Source organism: Neisseria sp. Marseille-Q2251 (genome assembly GCF_940793045.1).
GTDB lineage: Bacteria > Pseudomonadota > Gammaproteobacteria > Burkholderiales > Neisseriaceae > Neisseria.
In genome coordinates this window covers 1-5018 of the sequence record NZ_CALNWV010000072.1, presented here as the reverse complement: position 1 = coordinate 5018, position 5018 = coordinate 1, and the positions used below count along the sequence as shown (strand labels likewise).

Below are 5018 nucleotides of genomic sequence, written 5' to 3'. Positions count from 1 at the left end.
GTAAAAATATTTTCCAGATGAGAGTCCTTAAGGTCATTGGCAAATAGGAAATTACACATTACTCCATCTCACTTTTAATAGGTAAAAATATGCAACGTTATACTCCTTTATTCAATGCCTTGCTTGCGGGGCGGCTTGGTATTGTTGTTGTGGCGCTTGTTGTTGGTAGCTGCCTTGGCTGTAACCGCCGTCGTCGTAAGGTGCGCCGCCGCTGTTGTCGTTGCGGCCGCCGAGCATTTTCATTTCATTGGCGATAATGTCGTATGCGGTACGTTCGATGCCGTCTTTGCCTTGGTATTTACGGCTTTGGATGCGGCCTTCCAGATAAACTTGGCTGCCTTTTTTCAGGTATTGCCCAGCGATTTCGGCGAGGCGGCGGTACATAGTGATGTTGTGCCACTCGGTGCGTTCCACGCGCTGGCCGTTGCGGTCGTTCCAGGTTTCGCTGGTGGCGACGCTGAAATTGCAGACGGCTTCGCCGTTGGGCATATAGCGGACTTCGGGGTCGCGACCGAGACGGCCGATAAGGATGACTTTGTTCAATGACATTTTTTAAACTCCTGTGATGATGTTTTCGGCGGCCTCTTGGTCAAATCCTTTTTGCAACGCCTTGATGTAAATAGTTTGTTTGTCTGCGCTGAAGGTAATGCTTTCGACGCCTTCGACTTGGGACAATGCTTGGTAGAGCGAATCGTGTTTTTCCTGCCATGCGGGGCTGACGGGATAGCTGAGGTTTTTGACGGGTTTGGGCGCGGGCGCGAGCACGGCGATGACCAGCCATAGCAGCATCAACACGCTGCAAAAGGTGAAAACGCCTGCAAAGCCGTATTGTTGAAACAGCCATCCGCCGCTTGCGCCGCCTACAAACAGCCCGACGGACTGCATGGTATTGTAAACGCCCATCGCTGTGCCTTTCAAATCGGCCGGCGCAATCTTAGATACCATGGACGGCAGGCTGGCTTCCAATACGTTGAAGCCGATAAAGTAAACGACCAGATAGGCGGTAATCAGCCAAATCGAGTGCATGCCGAACAATAAGCCGATTTGCGCCGCTGCGATGCAGGCGATGCCGAGGATGAAGACTTGCTTGAGCTTGTTGCGGGTTTCGCCGATGATGATGAGGGGGATCATAATCACCAGCCCTGCAATAGTCGAGGGCAGATAGACTTTCCAATGCTGGATTTTTTCCAAACCGAGCTGCGTCATGGCAAAAGGCAGGGCGGTGAATAACGCCATTTGTGCGGCGTGCAGCGCGAAAATGCCGAAATCCAAGTTGAGAAGCTGGCGGTCTCGGAGGACTTCGCCCATGCGAGAGGGCTGCGCCTGTGTGTCTTCGTGCAGCTTGGACACTTCGGGATCAGGAGTCATCCAAGCGACAACGCCTATGCTGATGACGGTCAGGATGCCGGTCAGCATAAACAATCCGGGAACGCCGATAATGTCGGCAATCATCGGGGCGACCACAAGGCTGACGGAAAAGGTCAAGCCTATGCTCAAACCTATCATCGCCATTGCGCGGGTACGCACGCCGTCTCGGGTCAAGTCGGCAAGCAGCGCGGTCACTGCGGCGCTGACTGCGCCCGCCCCTTGAATGGCGCGCGCGGCAACCAGCATAGGCAATGAGTTGGCGGCGGCGGCAAGAAAACTACCGGCGGCAAAGACAATCAGTCCGACATAAATGGTTTTTTTGCGTCCGAATTTATCGGAGGCGATGCCCAAAGGCAGTTGCAGCAAAGCCTGCGTCAGTCCGTAGATACCCATTGCCAGACCGACCAAGGTTTTGTTGTTTTCCGCGCCGGGCAACGAGGCGGCATATAAGGACAAAACGGGGAGAACCAAGAACATCCCCAACATACGCAGTGCGTAAACGCCGGAGAGGGTGGTGCTGGCACGCCATTCGTGCGGGAACATTTGGATGCGGGTGTCTTTTGCCATAAACGGTTTTTCAGACGACCCGGTAGAATTTTGAGGTCGTCTGAAATTTTAAAATTATCAGATGTGCGGATTATACAGGATTCAAAAGGGTTTGCATTTGCACGGGCGCAGCCGTTTATACCCCGCGGTCAGCCCCATTGCCAGCGGTTGCGCCATGCGCCCAAGACGGCGTTGGGGTATTTGTTGCTGCCCAGGCTGCCGTTGAATCGCGCCAAAGCGCGGACGATGTTGCCTTTTTCGATATTGTTGTAGTGGCGCAGGATGGTGCAGCCGTAGCGCAGGTTGGTGCGGATGTCGAACAGGTTGTGCGAAGGTTTGCCGATATAGTTTTTCCAAAACGGCATGACCTGCATCAGCCCGCGCGCGCCCACGCCGCTGATGGCGTATTGGCGGAACGCGCTCTCGACTTCGATCAAGCCCAAAATCACTTGGGTATTCAACCCCGCGCGGCTGCTTTCGTATTGGATGTTGACCAGCAGGCGGCGGCGTTCGGCGGCATCGGGAACGTAGCGGGCAAGGCGGGAAGACATTGCCGCCAGCCAGCGTTCGCCTTCGTTTGGATCGGCGAACACGAGGCGCGGCGGATTGACATTGTTGATGGAGCTGCGCATCACTGAAGCGACATCGTCGGCAAGCGTTTCTTCGCGTTGCGCACCGGCGAGTGCGGCTGCCGGGCTGAGCAGCAATGCGCCGCCAGCCAGTAAAAAGCGGCGGCGGGACGGGGATTCGGGCGTGAGGATAAGGTTTTCCGTTTTCATGTGTACTGTCATTCGTTTAGTCGGTTTAAAGGTCGTCTGAAAACCCTATTTTTGTTTTCAGACGACCTTTTGACGTTTGCAAAACGGGTATTATAAGAATATCTCCGTGCAGAATCAAAGGTGGCGTACATCATTGATGAGCAGATTGACTTGAAACAGACAATGCGTGATACATCAATACGGTGCAATATTGCGGCGGTTTAAAGTTGATCTGCGATATTGTCAATCAACGGCGGGACAGAGTAACATTAGAGCTTCGTTTATCCACCGGTATTTCTTCATGACCACTACGCCCACCAACGTCCTGGCATCCGTCGATTTAGGTTCCAACAGCTTCCGCCTCCAAGTTTGCGAAAACAACAACGGACAACTGAAAGTCATCGATTCCTTCAAACAAATGGTGCGTTTTGCCGCCGGTTTGGACGAACATAAAAACCTCGACGAAGCATCACAAGAGCGCGCCTTGGACTGTTTGGCAAAATTCGGCGAACGGCTGCGCGGGTTCAAACCCGAACAAGTGCGCGTTGTGGCGACCAATACCTTCCGCGTAGCAAAAAATATCGCCCAATTCCTACCCAAAGCCGAAGCCGCACTGGGCTTCCCCATCGAAATCATCGCAGGCCGTGAAGAAGCCCGCCTCATTTACACCGGCGTCGTCCACACCCTACCGCCCAACGGCGACAAGATGCTCGTCATCGACATCGGCGGCGGCTCGACCGAATTCGTCATCGGCTCCGACCTCCAGCCGCTCGCTACCGAAAGCCTGCCCTTAGGCTGCGTCACTTACAGCCTGCGTTTCTTCCAAAACAAAATCACCGCCAAAGACTTCCAAGCCGCCATCTCTGCCGCACGTAACGAAATCCAGCGCATCAGCAAACTCATGAAGCGTACAGGTTGGGATTTCGCCATCGGCACATCCGGCTCCGCCAAATCCATCCGCGACCTCATCGCCGCCGAGCTGCCCCAAGAAGCCGACATCACCTACAAAGGCATGCGCTACCTCGCCGACCGCATCATTGAAGCCGGTTCCGTCAAAAAAGCCAAATTCGAAAGCCTCAAGCCCGAACGCGTGGAAGTGTTCGCCGGCGGACTGGCCGTCATGATGGCAGCGTTTGAAGAACTCGAACTCACCAAAATGACCGTTACCGAAGCCGCCCTGCGCGACGGCGTATTCTACGATCTGATTGGGCGAGGTTTGAACGAAGACATGCGCGATCAGACGACCGCTGAGTTCCAAAACCGCTACCACGTCAGCCTCAACCAAGCCAAACGCGTCGCCGAAACCGCGCAAGCCTTTATGGACAGCCTGTGCCACGCCAAAAACGTAACCGTCCAAGACCTTGCCCAATGGCAACAATACCTCGGCTGGGCAGGCAGACTGCACGAAATCGGACTCGACATCGCCCACACCGGCTACCACAAACACTCCGCCTACATCCTCGAAAACGCCGATATGCCCGGCTTCTCCCGCAAAGAACAAACCATACTCGCGCAACTGGTCATCGGACACCGCGGCGACATGAAAAAAATGGCGGACATCGTCGGTAGCAGCGAAATGCTTTGGTACGCCGTCCTTTCCCTGCGCCTCGCCGCACTTTTCTGCCGCGCCCGCCTGCCTTTGGATCTGCCGCCGCAAACCCAACTGCGCGCCGACGAAACCGGCAAAGGCTTCATCCTGCGCATCAGCCAAAACTGGCTCGAACAACACCCCCTAATCGCCGCCGCGCTCGACTACGAAAGCGCGCAATGGCAAAAGATCGATATGCCTTTCAACGTGCAGCCTCAATAGGGCTGAAAATAGTAAAAAGGTCGTCTGAAAATTAGATTCAGACGACCTTTTTGTTATTTGCAGGGATGTCGTGATTTGAGATAAGGATTTTGAATCCAATATTTTTTAGTATTTGAAACAGGTCGATAAGGGCTGACCCATCAGATATTTTATCAATGGGTATGGTTTGGGATGAAGCATGGGCTTTCCTCAATAAATCACTCAAACATAATGTTCTAACACATCGATAGTGTTTCCTATTTAAGATTAAGCAAGTAAAAAACGTTTATCGTTTGCTGCTATAGTAAATTAAAAACAAAATAGTACAATACTCAACTTTGAAGGTTTAACCATGGCATACTCTGCGGACTTAAGAAACAAAGCTTTAAACTATTACGAACAATGCAAAAATATCAGCCAAACCGCAGTAACGTTTAACTTGTCAAGAAACACGCTTTACCTGTGGATTCGCCTTAAAAAACAAACAGGCAGCCTAAAACATCAAGTTACCGGTCTAAATGCCGTCAAATTGGATAGGCAAAAACTGGCTCAATATG

The 5018-nt window shown here is 52.8% G+C and carries 5 protein-coding genes; 2 read left to right on the top strand and 3 right to left on the bottom strand.

The features are described 5' to 3' along the window. Positions 1-111 precede the first annotated feature (111 nt). The 3 genes from AAG834_RS13440 to AAG834_RS13430 form a co-directional block, all read right to left on the bottom strand. A complete protein-coding gene (locus tag AAG834_RS13440; RefSeq protein WP_446740462.1) occupies positions 112-549 on the bottom strand; it encodes a single-stranded DNA-binding protein in 438 nt (145 codons plus the stop codon). Positions 550-552: 3 nt separating this feature from the next. Continuing rightward, a complete protein-coding gene (locus AAG834_RS13435) occupies positions 553-1935 on the bottom strand; it encodes an MFS transporter (RefSeq protein WP_003756647.1) in 1383 nt (460 codons plus the stop codon). Between the two features lie 128 nt (positions 1936-2063). Beyond that, complete coding sequence (locus AAG834_RS13430; protein WP_003756649.1) at positions 2064-2693, bottom strand: lytic transglycosylase domain-containing protein; 630 nt, start codon at positions 2691-2693, stop codon at positions 2064-2066. 280 nt (positions 2694-2973) lie between these two features. On the opposite strand from AAG834_RS13430, the gene ppx reads away from it, so the two are divergent. Further along, entirely contained in the window at positions 2974-4482 is a 1509-nt protein-coding gene (gene ppx / locus AAG834_RS13425) for an exopolyphosphatase (RefSeq protein WP_003756652.1), read from the top strand. 331 nt (positions 4483-4813) lie between these two features. Continuing rightward, the coding region (locus AAG834_RS13420) for an IS630 transposase-related protein (protein WP_342032418.1) at positions 4814-5018 on the top strand (205 nt) is incomplete at its 3' end.

Bases quoted from the DNA above. Each gene is read 5' to 3' on its own strand.
- AAG834_RS13440 (WP_446740462.1), bottom strand. From the start codon at position 549: ATGTCATTGAACAAAGTCATCCTTATCGGCCGTCTCGGTCGCGACCCC.
- AAG834_RS13435 (WP_003756647.1), bottom strand. From the start codon at position 1,935: ATGGCAAAAGACACCCGCATCCAAATGTTCCCGCACGAATGGCGTGCC.
- AAG834_RS13430 (WP_003756649.1), bottom strand. From the start codon at position 2,693: ATGAAAACGGAAAACCTTATCCTCACGCCCGAATCCCCGTCCCGCCGC.
- ppx (WP_003756652.1), top strand. From the start codon at position 2,974: ATGACCACTACGCCCACCAACGTCCTGGCATCCGTCGATTTAGGTTCC.